This is a genomic window from Streptomyces sp. NPDC041108, assembly GCF_055592645.1.
Genome location: NZ_JBVIYK010000002.1, coordinates 406,726 through 422,342, shown reverse-complemented (window position 1 = coordinate 422,342; position 15,617 = coordinate 406,726). Strand labels below are relative to the sequence as shown.

General features: G+C 72.9%; 15 protein-coding genes. 9 read left to right on the top strand and 6 right to left on the bottom strand.

What is annotated here, in order from left to right; all coding sequences use genetic code 11:
* Positions 1-14: 14 nt before the first annotated feature.
* The 4 genes from ACZ6BB_RS07795 to ACZ6BB_RS07780 are packed head-to-tail and all read left to right on the top strand — an operon-like array spanning position 15 to position 3,706.
* Positions 15-707, top strand: a complete 693-nt coding sequence (locus ACZ6BB_RS07795) for a polysaccharide deacetylase family protein (RefSeq protein ID WP_471614723.1) — start codon at positions 15-17, stop codon at positions 705-707.
* Between the two features lie 7 nt (positions 708-714).
* Positions 715-1,863, top strand: a complete 1,149-nt coding sequence (locus ACZ6BB_RS07790) for a glycosyltransferase (RefSeq protein WP_471614416.1) — start codon at positions 715-717, stop codon at positions 1,861-1,863.
* A complete protein-coding gene (locus ACZ6BB_RS07785) occupies positions 1,860-2,528 on the top strand; it encodes a YveK family protein (RefSeq protein ID WP_471614415.1) in 669 nt (222 codons plus the stop codon). Before ACZ6BB_RS07790 ends, ACZ6BB_RS07785 begins: the two co-directional genes overlap by 4 nt.
* Positions 2,525-3,706, top strand: a complete 1,182-nt coding sequence (locus ACZ6BB_RS07780) for a GNAT family N-acetyltransferase (protein ID WP_471614414.1) — start codon at positions 2,525-2,527, stop codon at positions 3,704-3,706. Before ACZ6BB_RS07785 ends, ACZ6BB_RS07780 begins: the two co-directional genes overlap by 4 nt.
* A gap of 22 nt (positions 3,707-3,728) precedes the next feature.
* Here the strand turns inward: ACZ6BB_RS07780 and ACZ6BB_RS07775 are convergent, their stop codons facing one another.
* Positions 3,729-5,132: a glycoside hydrolase family 26 protein gene (locus tag ACZ6BB_RS07775; RefSeq protein ID WP_471614413.1), complete on the bottom strand. Its 1,404-nt coding sequence runs from the start codon at positions 5,130-5,132 to the stop codon at positions 3,729-3,731.
* A 179-nt stretch (positions 5,133-5,311) separates the two neighbouring features.
* Between ACZ6BB_RS07775 and ACZ6BB_RS07770 the strand changes: the two genes are divergently transcribed.
* Both ACZ6BB_RS07770 and ACZ6BB_RS07765 read left to right on the top strand, forming a co-directional pair.
* Positions 5,312-6,601 carry a carboxylate--amine ligase gene (locus tag ACZ6BB_RS07770; protein ID WP_471614722.1) on the top strand — a complete coding sequence of 430 codons (1,290 nt, stop codon included), beginning with the start codon at positions 5,312-5,314 and terminating at the stop codon, positions 6,599-6,601.
* On the top strand, positions 6,601-7,860 hold the full coding sequence (locus ACZ6BB_RS07765; protein ID WP_471614412.1) for an NAD(P)-binding domain-containing protein: 1,260 nt from the start codon (positions 6,601-6,603) through the stop codon (positions 7,858-7,860). The genes ACZ6BB_RS07770 and ACZ6BB_RS07765 overlap by 1 nt, the downstream gene beginning before the upstream one ends.
* Positions 7,861-7,911: 51 nt before the next feature.
* On the opposite strand, the gene ACZ6BB_RS07760 is transcribed toward ACZ6BB_RS07765, so the two are convergent.
* From ACZ6BB_RS07760 to ACZ6BB_RS07750, 3 genes are all read right to left on the bottom strand, one after another.
* Positions 7,912-8,850 (bottom strand): chaplin family protein, encoded by a 939-nt coding sequence (locus ACZ6BB_RS07760; RefSeq protein ID WP_471614411.1) that lies wholly within the window; start codon positions 8,848-8,850, stop codon positions 7,912-7,914.
* Positions 8,851-8,958: 108 nt separating this feature from the next.
* Entirely contained in the window at positions 8,959-9,216 is a 258-nt protein-coding gene (locus ACZ6BB_RS07755; protein ID WP_471614410.1) for a chaplin, read from the bottom strand.
* A 253-nt stretch (positions 9,217-9,469) separates the two neighbouring features.
* Positions 9,470-9,877, bottom strand: coding sequence for a rodlin (locus ACZ6BB_RS07750; RefSeq protein WP_471614409.1), 408 nt, complete (start codon positions 9,875-9,877; stop codon positions 9,470-9,472).
* A gap of 254 nt (positions 9,878-10,131) precedes the next feature.
* Here ACZ6BB_RS07750 and ACZ6BB_RS07745 point away from each other — a divergent pair, with 254 nt between their 5' ends.
* A complete protein-coding gene (locus ACZ6BB_RS07745) occupies positions 10,132-10,554 on the top strand; it encodes a rodlin (protein WP_471614408.1) in 423 nt (140 codons plus the stop codon).
* Positions 10,555-10,728: 174 nt separating this feature from the next.
* A complete protein-coding gene (locus ACZ6BB_RS07740; RefSeq protein ID WP_471614407.1) occupies positions 10,729-11,157 on the top strand; it encodes a rodlin in 429 nt (142 codons plus the stop codon).
* Positions 11,158-11,241: 84 nt separating this feature from the next.
* On the opposite strand, the gene ACZ6BB_RS07735 is transcribed toward ACZ6BB_RS07740, so the two are convergent.
* Positions 11,242-13,167, bottom strand: a complete 1,926-nt coding sequence (locus ACZ6BB_RS07735) for an AMP-dependent synthetase/ligase (protein WP_471614406.1) — start codon at positions 13,165-13,167, stop codon at positions 11,242-11,244.
* Between the two features lie 133 nt (positions 13,168-13,300).
* Here ACZ6BB_RS07735 and ACZ6BB_RS07730 point away from each other — a divergent pair, with 133 nt between their 5' ends.
* Positions 13,301-13,945, top strand: a complete 645-nt coding sequence (locus ACZ6BB_RS07730) for a chorismate mutase (RefSeq protein WP_471614405.1) — start codon at positions 13,301-13,303, stop codon at positions 13,943-13,945.
* Here ACZ6BB_RS07730 and ACZ6BB_RS07725 read toward each other — a convergent pair.
* On the bottom strand, positions 13,942-15,549 hold the full coding sequence (locus tag ACZ6BB_RS07725; protein WP_471614404.1) for a vWA domain-containing protein: 1,608 nt from the start codon (positions 15,547-15,549) through the stop codon (positions 13,942-13,944). The genes ACZ6BB_RS07730 and ACZ6BB_RS07725 overlap by 4 nt on opposite strands.
* Positions 15,550-15,617: the final 68 nt, after the last annotated feature.

Genomic DNA, 15,617 nt, shown 5'->3' with positions numbered 1-15,617 from the left:
CCCTGTGGGTGGCGATGTACCACTCGGTGGGCGACTGCTCCGACGATCCGTACCGCATCACCGTCTCGCCCGACCGCCTCGACGCCCAGCTCGGCTGGCTGCGGCGGCGCGGTCTGCGCGGGGTCGGCATGTCCGAGCTGCTGGCCGCCCGCGCCCGGGGCGAGGGCCGGAACCTGGTGGGGCTGACCTTCGACGACGGGTACGTCGACTTCGTCGACACCGCGCTGCCGCTGCTGCGCGCCCACGGCTTCGGGGCCACCGTCTTCGTGCTGCCGGGGCGGCTCGGCGGCGAGAACGCCTGGGACCCGCTGGGCCCGCGCAAGCCGCTGCTGGACGAGGAGGGCATCCGCACGGCCGCCGGGACGGAGGGCGTCGAGGTCGGCTCGCACGGGCTGACCCATGTCGACCTCACGACGGCGGACGAGGAGACCCTGCGCGCCGAGACCGCCGACAGCCGAGCGCTGCTCGCGGAACTCACCGGCGCTCCCGTCCAGGGCTTCTGCTACCCCTACGGCACCCTCGACCGGCGCGCCGCCGACGCCGTGCGGGACGCCGGGTACACGTACGCCTGCGCCATCGACCCGGGCCCGCTGAACGGCCCGTACGCGCTGCCCCGGGTGCACATCGGCGAGGAGGACACCGCCCTGCGGCTGCTGCTGAAGCGGAAGCTGCACCGGCTCCGCCGGCGTCCCGTCGAGGGGGTCTGAGGCCGACGTGAAGGCGCTGCACATCATCACCGGCCTCGGTGTCGGGGGCGCGGAGCAGCAACTGCGGCTGCTGCTGCGCCATCTGCCGGTCGACTGCGACGTGGTGACGCTGACCAACCCGGGCCCGGTCGCCGACGGCCTCACCGCCGACGGGGTCCGCGTCACCCACCTGGGCATGAACGGCAACCGCGACCTGGCCGCGCTCCCCCGTCTGGTGCGGCTGATCCGCGGGGGCGGCTACGACCTCGTCCACACCCACCTCTACCGCGCCTGTGTCTACGGCCGGATCGCCGCCCGGCTGGCGGGGGTCCGCGCGGTCGTCGCCACCGAGCACTCCCTGGGCGACTCGCAGATGGAGGGACGCCGGCTGTCCGCCGGAGTGCGCGCCCTCTATCTCGCCAGTGAGCGCCTCGGCCGGTCCACGGTCGCCGTCTCACCGACCGTCGCCGACCGGCTGAAGCGCTGGGGCGTGCCGGCCCCCCGTATCGAGGTCGTCCCCAACGGCATCGACCTCGCCGGTTTCCGCTTCGACCCGGACCTGCGCGAGCTGACCCGGCGGCGGCTCGGACTGCCGGAGGGCGCGTACGTCGTCGGTGGTGTCGGGCGGCTCGCGGCCGGCAAGCGGTTCGACGTGCTGGTCCGCGCCCTCGGCCACCTGCCCGACGACCACTGGCTGCTGATCGTCGGCGGCGGCCCCGAGGAGAGCGTGCTGCGGCGGGCCGCCCAGCGGGCCCGGGTCGCCGACCGGGTGCTCCTCACCGGGGAGCGGCCGCCCGCGGGCGCCCCGGGCACGGATCTGCCCTCCCTGATGAACGCCATGGACGTGCTCGCCTCGCCCAGCGCCGAGGAGGCCTTCGGTCTCGCGGTGGTGGAGGCGATGGCGTCCGGGCTGCCCGTGCTCTATGTCTCCTGCCCGGCGATCGAGGACCTGCCGCCGGACGCGACCGCCGGCGCCCGCCGTGTCCAGGGGGGCGCGGAGTCGTTCGTACGCGCTCTGCTGGACCTGCGTGCGCAGGGCGTGCGCACCCGAGCCGTCCCCGCCGCCGCCCAGCACTACTGCATCACCCGCAGCGCCGCCCAGCTCATGGACGTGTACGCGGCCGCCGTCTCCAGCACGCCCTCGCCGACCCCGCCCCTGGGAGTGAGTTCCGTATGACCGACCGTACGTCCGAACGTGTGCCCGAGAGTTCTCACCGTGGGCCGGCCCACGGCGCCCGTGGCAGGTCCCTGCCCCCCTGGTCCCTGCTCGCGGCCGGCGCGCTGCTCGGCGGGGTGGCGGGGGGCGCGTACGGCGTGGTGAAGGCGCCCGTCTACACCGCCACCAGCTATGTCGTCGTCGTGCCCGGCGAGGGGTCGGACACGCAGTCGGCGCTCGGTTTCGCGCAGGCGTACGGGCGGGTGGCGACGCAGGTCGCGGTGCTCGGGGACGCCCAGGTGTGGGCGGGGGTGCCGATCGAGACGCTGCGGAAGGACGTGCGGACGGCGACCTCGCCGGACGCGCCGATGGTGGCCGTCTCCGCCACCTCCTCGCGGCCGGACCTCGCCGCGGACATGGCCAACGCCGTCTCCCGGGCGCTGACCCGGCACGCGAACGACACCAAGCGGTCCACGCGCGTCGAACTGCAGCAGTTCGCCCGCGCGACCCGGCCGACCGAGGCGTCCTCGGCGTCACCGGTGGTGACCGGTCTGGTGGGCACCGCGGCCAGCGGGCTGCTCGGCGGACTCGCCCTGCTGATCCGGCCCCGGCGCACCCCCGACGCCCCGCCGACGGCCTCCGTGCCGGGCCCCGCTCACGCCGCAGACGCCCACGGACAGCTGTGACCAGCACCCTGCACGCGGGGGCGAGCACCACCCTGCACGCCGAACTCTGCACCGACGAGCGCGAGTTCGGCGAGCTGGCCGGGCCCTGGGACCGCCTGTACCGGCGGTGCGGCACGGCCACTCCGTTCCAGAACCACGCCTGGCTGCACTCCTGGTGGCTGTCGTACGGCACGCCTGGCAGGCTGCGGCTGGTCGTCGTCCGCGACGGCACCGAGCTGCGCGCGGTCGCCCCGCTGATGCTGGTACGGCGCCCGCTGCCCGCCCTCGTCCCGCTCGGCTGCCCGATCTCGGACTTCGCGGACGTGATCGTCGACGACGAGTACGCCGAGGAGGCGTCGACGGCACTCGCCGAGGGGCTCTCGGCCGCCGCCCGGACCGCGCTGATCGACTTCCGCGAGGTACGGCCGGGCGCCGCCGTCGAACACATCTACGACCGCTGGCCGGGGCCACGCCGGAAGGTGGCGGACTCCGTCTGTCTGGAGCTGCCCGCGCGGCCCATGGACGAGCTGCTGAAACGGCTGCCCAGCTCCCGGGCCCAGCGGGTGCGTGCCAAGCTCCGCAAGCTCGGTGACCTCGGCATCGAGCCGCGGGCCGTGGGCGCCGACGAGGTGGACACGGCCCTGCGGACCATGCTGGACCTGCACCGCCTCCAGTGGCAGGACCGCAAGGTGACCACCGAGCACATGCGGCCCCGCTTCTCCGAACACCTGACCAGGGCGGTCGGGCCGATGGTGCGCTCGGGGGACGCCGTGGTGACGGAGTTCCGGCTCGGCGGCGACGTCCTGGCCGTCGACGTCACCCTGTTGTCGCGCCGGCTGGCGGGCGGTTACCTCTACGGCGCCCATCCACAGTTGCGCGAACGCAAGGCGGACGTCGCCACCATGCTGCTCGACTCCTGTGCCGGGCACGTCGGTTCCGGTGTCCACCAGGTGCTGAGCCTGCTGCGGGGCGCCGAGCCGTACAAGCTGCGGTGGCGCCCGGACACCGTCGTCAACCAGCGGCTGCTGCTCGCCCGCCGCCGCACCGCGCCCCTGCTGTCGGCGGTCGCCTGCGACGCGGCGGCCCGTCTGCGCGGCAAGGAGCTCCTCCACCGGTGGCGGGCCCGGAAGGACGCCGAGCAGAACCGGGAGCGAAGAGACCGGCCGGAGCGGAAGGAACGCGGTGGCGGCGGGCCGTGAGCGGCCCGCCGCCGGCTCCGGATCACCGGTAGCGCGACCACCAGTCGGTTCGGACGCAGAGCTTCCCGCCGAGCCAGTACTCCACCCAGTCGCCCAGCTCCAGCGGCGAACAGTTCGGCGGACGAACGGGCGTGGTGGGAACCGGCTTCGGTGTCGGGGTGGGGGTGGGTGTCGGGGTCGGTGTCGCGGTCGCGGCCGGGTCGCGGCCGAAGAGCATCGACCGGTACACCTGCGCCGCCTTCGGGTTGCTCGCGCACTGCCAGACACCGTGCGGGCAGTAGTCCGTGAGCGTGTTGTAGAGCGGCTTGTGCTCGTCCATCCAGGCGAGCATGCGCCGCATGTACTCCGGGTTGTCGCCGTTGCGGAAGAGTCCCCATTCCGCATAGGAGATGGGCTTCTTGTGCTCCTTCGCGAAATCGACGTGCGCCTGCAGACCGTACGGCTCCTTCACCTGTTCGTCGAAGGTGATTCCGCGCGGCTGGTCGTAGGAGTCCATGCCGATGATGTCGACCGTGTCGTCCCCCGGATAACACTGGGTCCAGGGAATGGCGTCCCGGCCCCGGTTCGGGGTCCAGTCGAACTTGAATTTCTGGCCGGGCACCGCGCGCATCGTGGTGACGATCCTGTTCCAGTACTTCTTCCAGCTCTCCGGGTCGGGCCCGCAGCGATGGGTGTACGTGATGCCGTTCATCTCCCAGCCGAGCACGACCACGGTGTCCGGGATCTTCAGCTCGACCAGCCGCTCCGCGAGCCGGCGGTAGTGGTGGTCGAACTGGCCGGCGGCGGCGCGGCGCAGCAGCGCGCGGACCTCGTAGTCGGAGACGCCCTCCTCGTTGCGCTCCATCATGGGCACGTTGAGGACGAACATCCGGTCGTCCTCGTCGCGCCGCCACTCGGCCCAGGAGTCCAGGAAGCCGGGCAGGCCCTCGATGTTGGACCAGCGGTCGCCCGGCAGGTAGGTGTGCGCCACCCGCAGGTCGGAGCCGCCCAGCCAGTCGCTCAGCTCGGCGATCCGGGCGACGCCGCGGGGCCCGTAGTGCAGATAGGCGCCGATGGCCGGCAGTTGCTCGGGGACCTTCGGGGTCCCCGAGGGCGTGGCCGGCACGGGCGTACCGGCCGGCGGCGGGACGGAGGCGCCCGGTGCGGACGGTGCCGTCGAAACGGCGGGGGCGGGCGTCTGGGCGGCCGGTGTCTGGGCGACCGGCGCCGGGGTGACGGCGGCGGGTGCCGCCGGGGCCGTGGGCGTGGCCGGAGCGGCCGGGACGGCCGGTGCGGGCGGGTCGGTCGCCCTGACCACCGCCCCCGCGCCCACGGCGTGCACCGGCACCGACGCGAGGGCGAACGACGCGACCACGCCTGCCGCGACGAGCGCCAGCCGTCTGTCGCGGGACCGCCTGTGCCGGGGCCGCCGCTGTTGTGGAGCCATGTCCGCTCCCCTCTCCGCTCTGTTCACTTCACTGCTTTCCGCCGCCGATTTCCACCTACTGACAATCAGTCATACGAATACGAATCCCGCCAACCGGGGCTCCGGCCTTCGGGTGCCCGAATCGCCCGCACGGGTGACCCGACGTCAAAGAAATGTGCGAGGACCCCGACGAGATGAACGTGTCGCCGCTCGACACCCGCGTTCCGGCCGTTCTGCTGCGTACGGACCGCAATCCCTTCCACCACGGAACACTGGGCGCCGTGCGCTCCCTGGGGCGTGCCGGTGTGGAGGTGCACCTGGTCGCCGACTGCGCGGGAAGCCCCGTGCGCAGCTCCCGGTTCCTCCACGCGACGCACGCCCCGCCCCGCCTCGGGGCCTGCCCCGAGGAGTTCGCCGCCGTACTGCGCCGGGTGGCGGTCCGGGTCGGCCGGCCGGCCGTGCTGGTCGCCCTGGACGACGCGAGCGCCGTGGCCACCGGCCGGCTGCGCGAGGAGCTGACGGGCCGGTACCTGCTGCCGGCGGGGCCCGCCGGGCTCGCCGAGCAGGTGGCCGACAAGGCGGAACTGGCCGCGCTGTGCGGGCGCCTGGACCTCCCCCACCCGGCCACGGTGGTCCCCGGCAGCCCGGCGCAGGCGGCGGCCGCCACGCGGGAACTGGGCCTGCCGGTGGTGGCGAAGTGGAGCCGCCCGTGGCTGCTGCCCGCCGACGCGGGACTGCGCAGCACGACGGTGGTGCGTTCGGCCGGGGAGGCCGCGGCCCTGCACCGGCGCTCGGCGCAGGCCGGCAGCCGGCTGCTCCTCCAGGCGTTCCTGCCGCCGGGGCCCGACCGCGACTGGTTCTTCCACGGGTACGCCGACCGCGCCGGCGTCGTGCGCGCCGGCGGCCCCGGCCGCAAGCTGAGCGCCTGGCCGCGCGGCGCCGGCCTGACCGCCGTCGGCCGCTGGACCCCCAACCCCGACGTGCGGGCCCTCGCCGAGCGGCTGACCGGCGCACTCGGCTACCGGGGCGTCTTCGACCTCGACTTCCGCCTGGACCACCGCACCGGCGCGTACCACCTGCTCGACTTCAATCCGCGTCCCGGCGCCCAGTTCCGCCTCTTCACGGACGCGGCCGGCATGGACGTCGTCCGCGCCCTGCATCTGGACCTGACCGGCCGCCCGGTCCCGGGCGGGTCCCCCGTGCCGGGCCGGACGTTCGTGGTGGAGAACTACGCGCCGCTCACCGCGCTGCGCCGACCGCCCCTGCCGTTCCCGCCGGACCGCCCGGGCGCGCGGGAGCTGGCCTGGTACGCGCCGGACGACCGCGCCCCCGGCCTCGCGCTGTGGTCGCTGTGGCCGCGCCGCGCGCTCGGCCGCCTGCTGGCACCCCGCACGCCACTCCCCCTCCGGCGCGACCACGCCCCCGGCGAGGACTGCGCCGGGAGCAGTGCCGACAACCGTGCCGAGAACGAGAAAGCGAGCAGCCCCTGATGTACGACCTGCTGGTGGTGGGCGCCGGCCCGTACGGCCTGTCCATCGCGTCCCACGCCGCGGCCGCCGGGCTCAGCCTGCGCGTCCTCGGCCGTCCCATGGCGTCCTGGCGCGACCACATGCCGCCCGGCATGTTCCTCAAGTCCGAGCCCTGGGCCTCCAACCTGTCCGACCCCGAGGGGCGTTGGCGGCTCGACGTGTACTGCGCCGAGCAGGGCTTCGAGGCCCGCCACGGCCGGCCGATCCCGGTCGGCACGTTCGCCTCGTACGGCCTGTGGTTCGCCCGCAACGCCCTCCCGCCCGTCGACGAGCGGATGGTGACGCTGCTGCGGCGTCGCTGCGGCGGTTTCGAGGCGGTGCTGGACGACGGCGAGACGGTCCGCGCCCGCACGGCCGTCCTCGCCGTCGGGGTCGTCCCGTTCACCGAAGTCCCGCCCGTGCTGCGCGGGTTGTCGCCCGAGCAGGTCTCCCACAGCAGCCATCACAGCGATCTCGCCCGCTTCCGGGGCAGGGACGTCACGGTGGTCGGCGGCGGGCAGGCGGCCCTGGAGACGGCCGCCCTCCTGGCCGAACAGGGCACGCGCGTGCGCGTGCTGGCCCGCGCCGGCGCTCTGCGCTGGAACGACGTACCACCCCCGCTGGAGCGCCGGCCGTGGGCCTCCGTCCGCTCCCCGCACAGCGGTCTGGGCTGCGGCTGGCGCAACTGGTTCTACGCGGAGCGTCCGGGGTGGTATCGCCGTCTGCCGGAGGCGAGACGGGTGCGGACCGCGGCCGAGGCGCTCGGCCCCGCGGGCGCCTGGTGGATCCGCGACCGCGTCGAACCGGCCGTCGAGGTACGGCTCGGCCAGGAGATCGCGGTGGCGTACGAGACGGGGGGCCTCGTACGGCTGGAGACGGTCGGCCGCGGCGGTGAGCTGACCTCGCTGGACACCGAACACGTCATCGCGGCCACGGGGTTCCGGGCCACCTGCGAGCGGCTGGACCTGCTGGCCGGTAACGTACGCGCGGATCTGGTGCCGCTCGCCGACGGCTCCCCCTCGGTCGGGCGGGACTTCGAGTCCTCGGTCCCCGGCCTGTTCCTCGCGGGTCTCACCACCGCGGCCGGTTTCGGCCCCGCGATGCGCTTCGTGCACGGCGCGTCGTTCACGGCACCGACCCTCGTCCGGGGGGTACGGCGGCGGTTGCGCTCGGGCGTGCCGGGCGGGCGGATCCCGGTGCCGGGGGCACGGGCGGATCTGGCGTCCACCGCCGGGTCGTGACGCGGACGGGTGCCGGGGCGGCGCGCTGCGCGTCCCGGCACCCGCCGTGGCTCAACGACCGGAAGCGGCCCGGCCCCGCCGGTACAGGATGCCCCCGCCCGCGATCAGCGCGAAGCTGGCGGCCCCGGCCGCGAGCAGGGCCTCACGGTCACTGCCGGTCTCGGGGAGGGTGGGCGGGTGGTCCGTCGGGGGGTGGCTGGTGGAGGGCCCGCCCGTCAGAGGCTTGCCCGTGGGGCTGGGGTGGCCCGTCGGCGGCTTGGCCGTCGGGGGCTTCGTCGTGGGGGGCGCGGTCACCGGGGGCTTCGTCGGGGGCTTGGTCGTCGGCGGCTTGGTCGTGGGCGGCTTCGTCGGCGGCTGGTGCGGGGGCTTGGTGGGCGGGGTGTCGCCGTAGCCGACCTCGGTGTCCTCGTCGGTGTCCGGGGCGTCGCCGTAGTCGCCCGGGGTGTCGTCGTGGCCGCCCTGCGATCCGCCGTCGTGCCCGTAGCCGTCGTGCCCGTAGCCGTCGTCGCCCTCGTCGTCCCAGCTCTGCGGGTGCTCCGCGGGCTGGTCGTACTCCTCGTACGTGTCCGGCCGCGTGGTCTCCTCATAGGCGTCCGGCCGGGTGTACTCCTCGTACGCCTGCTCCCAGGAGTCCTCCGGGTCCGCCGCCGGGGCCGGCGCGTACTCGGGCTCCGCCACCGGGGTGGCGTGGCGCTGCGGGGCGTCCTGGGGGCTCCGAGCGCTCTGGGCGTTCTCCGGAGCGTGGTCGCCGGTGTTGCCGCACTCGTTGCCGATGGTCGGATTGCCGAGGGACGCGGCGTCCACGGTGTTGCCGCAGACGTTCACGGGGACGGTGACGGGCACCTCGACCGCGTTGCCCGACGCGACACCGGGCGAGTTCGAGGCGGCGCCGTGCGCGCCCGTGTCCGCGAGCACCGGTGTGCCGTAGAGGGACAGCAGTCCCGTCGCCGCGGCGGCCACGACCATTCTCTTGCGCAGGTCCTGTCGCATCTCTTTCTTCCGGCTCGAAGAAGTGGGAAAAGCCGGCCTTGGAGCCGTTGCGAACACTCCAAGACCGGCTGAGGCACAGCCGAACGGCTGCTGCGATGCGCTACGACGTCAGTCGTTGACGCACACGTTGCCGGCTGCCGGGTTGAGCAGGCCGATGATGTTGATGGAGTTGCCGCACACGTTGATGGGCACGTGCACGGGAATCTGCACCACGTTGCCCGAGAGGACACCCGGGGAACCGATGGCGGCGCCGTGGGCCTCCGCGTCGGCGAAGGCCGGAGTGGCCAGACCCATGGCCATGATCACGCCGGCGACGACAGCAGCGCTCTTCTTGAGCTTCACGTCATTTCCCTTCTCTGCGGTCATGCCTCCATTGACGGCCGAAACCGAGCGAGCACAGCATGAACGGCTCGCATCATGACCCGCAGTCTGCGAACGAGGAATAGACACCGGAGGAAACTGAGGAACGCCGGGGGCAGGGTAATTCACCCGATCGCCCCGCAATATTGTCGAACAGTCCTATCGATGGCACCCGAACGGCCCCTATGGCGAAAGGCGACGAACTCGGACCGCCCGCACACATCGCGTGGGCGGCCCGAGCCGCGTTTCGGTAGGGCGGTCAGCCGTTGTTGTTGCCGTTGCCGTTGTCCGAGAGGATCGGGATGTCGGACAGGATGTGCGACAGCGGCTCGTCACCCTTGGCCTGGGTGGAGTTCTCGGTGCACTGCTGGTTCTGCGGGGCCGACAGGATCGGGATGTCCTGGAGGGCGACCCCCAGGGCACCGATGCCGCCGGCGTTGAGCTTGAGCGGCAGGCCGATGCAGGGCTTGTTGAGCGAGCCCTGGACCAGCGAGAGCTGCGGGCTCATGTCGCCCTTGGTCACGGAGTTGCCGAACGCCTGGCTGGCACCGTTACCGCTGAAGGACGTGGTCCCACCGTCGTCGGCGAGCGCCTGGGTGGCGGTGGCGGCCGCGAGGCCGGTGATGGAAGCGGCGACCGCGACTGTGGCCATTGCCTTCTTGAGCATTTCGCATTCCTTTCCTGGCGGACCCGCGGGTCCATGCTCTGGCAGCAACGGCCGGACATCCGCACCGGTTTCGGCACATCACTCGTTCGGCCCGCTCACGGCGGAGATTTCCCGGGGATCGAAAACGCTTCGCGCGCCCCCTCATTCACTCCGTCGCGTGGGCCGACGGAGTGAATCGGAGCAACCGGACGAGTCCGGGGGGAGTTGTCCATGAAGCTCCGGTGGAACGGGGTTCTTCCAGAAGGGAATCGCAAGTGATCAAGAAGTTCATGGCCGCAGCGACGATCGCCGCCTCCGTCGTCGGAGCCTCCGCCGCCACCGCACCCCAGGCGCTCGCCGACGACGGCGGCACCACGACCTTCAGCGGCAACGACGCCCACCAGGTGTACGGAAACTCGGCGACCTACGGCAACATGAGCCCGCAGATGGCGCTGATCCAGGGCTCGTTCAACAAGCCCTGCATCGCCCTGCCGGCCAAGCTCAACCTCGGCGGCATCGGCGCCCTGGGAGTCGCCGTCCAGGACGTCCCGATCCTGTCGGCCCCGCAGAACCAGCAGTGCACCGAGAACTCCACCCAGGCCAAGGGTGACGAGCCGCTGTCGCACCTGCTGTCCGACATCCCGATCCTCTCGGACAACGGCAACAACAACGGCAACAACGCCGCGAAGAAGCACTGACACCACGACCTCGCGGGTGGGCCGCCGACCGCTCAGCGGTCCACGGTGACACCAAAGCGTCACGATAAGCCGCTTACTGCGCCGATCGGGGCAATAGGCGCAACTGTTGGCCCGATGTCCTGTTGATCAGGGCGCAACTCCGCAACGGAGTCCGCTTTCCGAAAGGGATCGAACATGAAGAAGCTGTGGGCTACCGCGGCTGTTGCCGCCTCCATCACCGGACTCGCGGCGGGCGTCGCGCCCCAGGCGCTCGCCGACGACGGTGGGACCACGTCCTTCAGCGGCAACGGTGCCAGCCAGGCGTTCGGCAACTCCGTGACCAAGGGCGACATGAGCCCGCAGCTCTCGCTGGTCCAGGGCTCGCTCAACAAGCCCTGCATCGGCCTGCCGGCCAAGCTCAACATCGGCGGCATCGGAGCCGCCGGGGTCGCCCTCCAGGACATCCCGATCCTGTCGGCTCCGCAGAACCAGCAGTGCACCGAGAACTCCACCCAGGCCAAGGGTGACGAGCCGCTGTCGCACATCCTGTCCGACATCCCGATCCTCTCGGACAACGGCAACAACAACGGCAACGGCGGCGGCAACGGCGCGAAGCACCACTGACACCACCACCGGACACACCGAAGCGGGTCGCCGAGTTCACCGGCGGCCCGCTTCGCCGTGCCCCGACACGGGTCGGGGGACTGCTCACTTCCTCGCGTACAACGACTCGATCGCCGCCGCGTACGCCGCCGTGACCGCGTGGCGTTTGATCTTCATCGAGGGGGTGAGCAGGCCGTTCTCCTCGTTGAACTCGCCTTCCACCACCTTGAACTCGCGAATGGACTCGGCGCGGGAGACGGCCTGGTTGGCGTGGTCGACGGCCTGCTGGACGTCGGCGCGCATCCGCGGGTCGGCGACGATCTCGGAGAGCGGGGTGTCCGGCGACATGCCGCGTACGTGCAGCCAGTGGGTGACGTCCTCGGGGTCGAGCGTGATGAGGGCGGCGACGAAGGGGCGGTTGTCACCGACCACGATGCACTGGCCGACCGGCGGGCGGCTGCGCAGCCGGTCCTCCAGGACGGCTGGGGAAACGTTCTTGCCGCCGGAGGTGACGAGGATGTCCTTCTTACGGCCGGTGATGGTCAGGTAGCCGTCCTCGTCGAGCGCGCCGAGGTCGCCGGTGGCGAACCAGTCGTCGGTCAGTGCGGCGTCGGTGGCGACCGGGTTGTTCCAGTAGGTGCCGAAGACGATGCCGCCCTTGATGAGGACCTCCCCGTCGTCGGCGATCCGGACGGCGGTGCCGGGGACGGGCCGGCCGACGGTGCCCGGGCGGGGCTCCAGGGGCGGGACGATGGTGGCGGCCGCGGTGGTCTCGGTGAGCCCGTAGCCCTCGTAGACGATGACGCCGGCGGCGTAGAGGAAGAGGTTGAGGTCGCGGTCGAGCGGGGAGCCGCCGCTGATGGCGTAGCGCATCCGGCCGCCCAGTTCCCTGCGGATGCGGCGGTAGACCAGCAGGTCGTACAGCGCCCAGGCGGCGTACAGGCGGGGCGTCGGGCCGGGGCCCCGGTCCAGGAATTTGTCCAGGTGGGCCTTGGCGAATCGCACGCCGACGCGGTGGGCACGGTCGAAGGAGGCACCGCGGCCTATGCGTTCGGCGGTGGCGCGGCCGGTGGCGTGGATGCGCTCGAAGAGGTACGGGACGCCGACGAGGAAGGTGGGGCGGAACTTGCGCAGGGCGGGGCGCAGTTCGTCGGGCTTGATGCTCGGGCAGTGGCCGATCTCGATGCGGGCCATCAGGCAGGCGATCTGGATCGCGCGGCCGAGGATGTGGGCCAGGGGGAGGAAGAGGAGCGTGGAGGCGGCCTGGCCGGTGATCTCCTTGAAGATCGGGTGGAGGAGTTCGACCGTGTTGGCGGCCTCCGCGTGGAGGTTGGCGTGGGTGAGGACGCAGCCCTTGGGGCGGCCGGTGGTGCCGGAGGTGTAGCAGATGGTCGCGGCCGTGTCCGGGGTGAGGGCGGCGCGCCGCTTGGTGACCTCGTCGTCGGGTACGCCCCGGCCCAGGTCGGCGAGGTGGGCGAGGGCCTCCCGGTCGATCTGCCAGACGTGCGGGGGCTGGGAGTGGCCGGCGGTGGCGGTGGCCACGGCCTCCGCGTTCTCGGCGGTCTCCACGACCACGAAGCGGGAGCCGGAGTCGCGGACGATCCACTCGATCTGCTCGGGCGAGGACGTGGCGTAGACGGGGACGGACCGGCCGCCGGCCGCCCAGACGGCGAAGTCGAGGACCGTCCATTCGTAGCGGGTGCGGGACATCACCGCGACGCGGCCGCCCGGTTCGAGGCCGGCGGCGATCAGCCCCTTGGCCGTCTCGGTGACCTCGCGGGCGAAGGCGGCGGCGGTCACCGGATGGTAGGTGCCGTGGTGGTCGGCGCGGCGCAGGACCACCGCGTCGGGCGCCTCACCGGCGTTGACGAAGGGCAGGTCGGCGATGCTCCCGCCGGCCGGGCGGGGTGCGAGGGCGGGCGTGCGCGCCTCGCGTACGACACCCCGCGCGTCCCTGACGACCTCGACCTTCGCGCGGTCGGTCAGGCCGCCGCGCTGTTTGGCCCGCTTCAGTTCCCCGCGTACGCCCATCACCACTCCCCGAGTCTCGCGACCCCTCATGACCGCTTCGTTACCGACGAGTCAACTTACCGGTGCGTAAGGAAATATCAATGCTTCGGTATGACTGCGAAGCTCGGGAAGGGATGCGTGATAGGTGTGGATCATGCGCCCCCACCGCCTCTGTCTCCCCCTGGTCTCCGCCGTTGCCTCCCTCTGCGTCTGCCTGTCCGCCGGTGCCCCGTCCGCCGCGGCTCTGCCCGGTCTCTCGCCGGTCGCCGCCGAGTCGCCCTCCGCTCCTCCTCGTACGGCTCCCGGCGCCCGGTCGCTCACCGCCGTGACGGATCTGTTCGCCGAGCGGCTGCTCGTCGCGGACAAGGTCGCGGCGGCGAAGTACGGGACGACCACACCGATCGACGATCCCGCGCGGGAGAAGGCGATCCTGGACGACGTGGCGGCGCGGGCGGTCGGGCTCGGCCTCGACCCGGACGCCGTGACCGCCGTGTTCCGGGACCAGATCGAGGCCAACAAGCTGGTGCAGCGCGGCCTTTACGCCCGGTGGGACGCCCACCCCGAGGAACGGCCCACCGAGCGGCCCGATCTGGTGAAGGAGGTCCGGCCGGTGCTCGACCGGATCACCACCCAGCTGCTGAGCGCGCTCCAGGAGACGGAGTCGCTGCGGGCCGGGGCGTCGTGCCGGCCCCGGCTGCGGACGGCGGCGGTGTGGTCCGCGGTCGACCACCGGCTGGACCGGTTGCACGGGCAGGGCCTGGTGCGGGCGCTGCCCTCGGTCTGCGGGCCGAGGGCCTAGCCCATCAGCACCTCCGCCGCCCTGATCACCTCGGCGAGGTCGGAGAGGTCCCTGTCCTCGCGCTCCCTCGCCAGATCGTCCGCCCGGTGGCCCAGCCGGCGCAGGGAGGGGCGGCCCGGGATGCCGGTCCGGCCGCCGTCCTGCTGACGGAGGGAGTCGGCGAAGTAGGCGGCCGCGGCGGCCACCCGGAGGCCGTACGGGGAGGCGGACCACAGGTTTCCGTGGAGGGCCGACGCCTCCAGGCCCTCCGACTCCTCGTGCGGGGTCCGGGTGTCGGGGTCCAGCCAGCGGACGGTGGCGGTGGCGAGATGACCGCCACCGGTGCCGCTCCTGGTGCGGACGGCGTAGAGGGCGGTGACGGTGTGGCCGGGGCCGATCTCGCCGCCGTCGACACGGTCGTCGCGGAAGTCCTCGTCGGCGACCTGCCGGTTGTCGTAGCCGATCAGAAGGAACTCCTCGACCGTCGCCGGGTCGAAGGAGACCTGCGCCTTGGCGTCGCGGGCGGTGAGATCGACGTGGCGCGGGAGTTCCTCGCAGAAGACCTCCTCCGCCTCCTCCTCGGTGGAGACGTAGGTGGTGTGGCCGTCGCCCCGGTCGGCGAGCTGTTCCATGAGCGCGTCGCCGTAGTCGCTGCCGACGCCCACGCCGAAGAGGGTGATGCCGTGTTCGCGGCGTTCGCCCGCGATGCGTTCGAGGATGGTGTCGGCGTCGGTGGAGCCGGTGTTGGCGAGGGCGTCGGAGAGGAGGACGACCCGGTTCGTCGCGCCCTTGCGCAGCCCTTCGACAGCCGTCTCGTAGCCGGTCTCGACGCCCGCCGCGAGGTTGGTGGAGTCGGTGGGCTCCAGGCCGGCGACGGCCTCACGGATCTCGCCCCGGTTGCCGTCCAGACGGGTCATCGGCAGGACGGTCTCGGCCTCGTCGCTGAAGGTCACGACGGCCACGGAGTCGTCGTCGCGCAACCGGTTCGTCATGGTGCGCAGGGCGTCCTGGGCGAGGTCGAGGCGGCCCGGTTCGGCCATGGAGCCGGAGACGTCGATGACGAAGGTGAGGGCGGCGGGCGGGCGCTCGCCGTCGCCCCCGGCGGCCCGGGTGGCGAGGCCGACACGCACCAGGGACCAGTTCCCCGTGCCGGTGCGGGCGCCGTCGACGGTCACCGAGAAGCCGTCGCCGTCCGGGCGTTCGTAGTCCTGGCGGAAGCTGTTGACGAACTCCTCCGGGCGGACCGTGGACGGGTCGGGCAGGCCGCCGTCGTCCAGGGTGCGGCGGGCGTAGCCGTAGGAGGCGGTGTCGACGTCGAGGGCGAAGGTGGAGAGGTGGTCGGGGGACGGGGCGAAGTCGCCGGAGCCGTCGTCCTGGCGTTCGCCGCGCTGTTCGCCGGAGTCGGGGCCGTCGGGCGCGGGGGCCGGGAAGCCGTCCGCCTTGCCACCGCTCGCTCCCCGGTCGTACGAGGAGGAGTTGCCCCTGTCGCCGCTGTCGCCGCAGCCGGTGAGAAGGAGGGCGCAGGCGGCGCCCACGGCGAGGAGCGCGGTGCTCGCCCGCCGCCCTGCCGTCCGCCTCGGCCCTGTCGTCCTGGTCGTCGGCGTGCTCCTGCGATACGCGTGCATCCGGGCCCCCTCGCCACGTCGTCCGTCGCCGTTCCACGGGTTCTCGCGGCCGGCTGTTGTGACTGTGA